At 35.0% G+C, this 1,128-nt stretch carries 1 protein-coding gene; it reads left to right on the top strand.

Annotated elements, in window-relative coordinates; all coding sequences use genetic code 11:
- The coding region (locus tag BLR65_RS30335; protein WP_218130688.1) for a hypothetical protein at positions 1–512 on the top strand (512 nt) is incomplete at its 5' end.
- Between the last annotated feature and the right edge of the window lie 616 nt (positions 513–1,128).

Here is a 1,128-nt window from a genome sequence, read left to right as displayed (position 1 = left end):
AATTTGATATTCATAAAAATCTCAATAACATCTTTGTAAAAAAAATCTTTGAGCAGCATGTCGATGACTACTTTAATTGTCGGATTAATATTCCTGCTCCATTAGTAGCAGTAGGTGCACCTGTAAAAGCATGGCTACCAAAGGTAGGAAAGCTGATAAATATAGATATAAACATACCTGAGCACGCGGAGGTGGCAAATGCTTATGGAGCGGTCACAGCAAGAATCGTGGAAAGAATTGATGTAGTAATCAAGCCTGCAAGACACAGAAAAGGGCTTGGCGTCCATCTACCGTGGGAGTATAAAGCATTTGATGATCTAGAAAAAGCCGTAAGTTATGCAACGGACTCTGCTGTGGCATGGGCTAAAGACCGATTAATCAAAGCTGGAGCGGCTAATCTCGAAGTCAAGGTTGAGCGTAAAGATATCATCGCGGCCACTAACGACGGTTTTGATATTTTTGTAGAAACGTTGGTTAAGGTTGTTGCCGTTGGTGATCCTAGATTCGTTTAATAAGGATACTTATCTAAATGGACAAAATATATTTGAGAGCCATCACCAATCACCTTGGAAGTAACTAGAGAAGACAAAAAGGCTTTAGTAGAACCCGTAATGACATTAATAATTTAAGATGTCAATCAGAATGAATCGAATTATTGTCGTTTAGATGAGCGGATAGTTTTTTATTATCGTTTGGGGTTAACACAACTATTTACAGACCCATAAGCTGGTTAGGGGGAGATACCCCCTAACCAGCTTTATTATTACGTTTATAGATTCGTCAGTTCTGATGAGTAATGATATTATTGCTTGTAATTCTCTAGGTTATTAATATGGAAAATAATAACTTAACTTATAAAATAAGTAATAAATGACTTAAAAAGTTAATTAAGACTTATTAAATTATTATTTTCCCAATCGAGAATACTTTGTATTTTGATAAATATAGCATTCTCTCCTTTGAAAAAGAGAATGGCACACATCTTGCGTGTATATTTATCAATACAACAATCAGATAGTTTAATCCAATTTTTATGCTATACTCATTATTTTTATATTATTTAGCGCTTCGAAGTGGTAATTGGCACCATAGTGGATTTGCCCCACGAATACCCTTTTGAAATATAAT

The organism is Sporomusa acidovorans, from assembly GCF_900101845.1.
GTDB lineage: Bacteria > Bacillota > Negativicutes > Sporomusales > Sporomusaceae > Sporomusa > Sporomusa acidovorans.
Note: the sequence above shows the minus strand (reverse complement) of the source record. Positions and strands in the feature narration are given on the sequence as shown.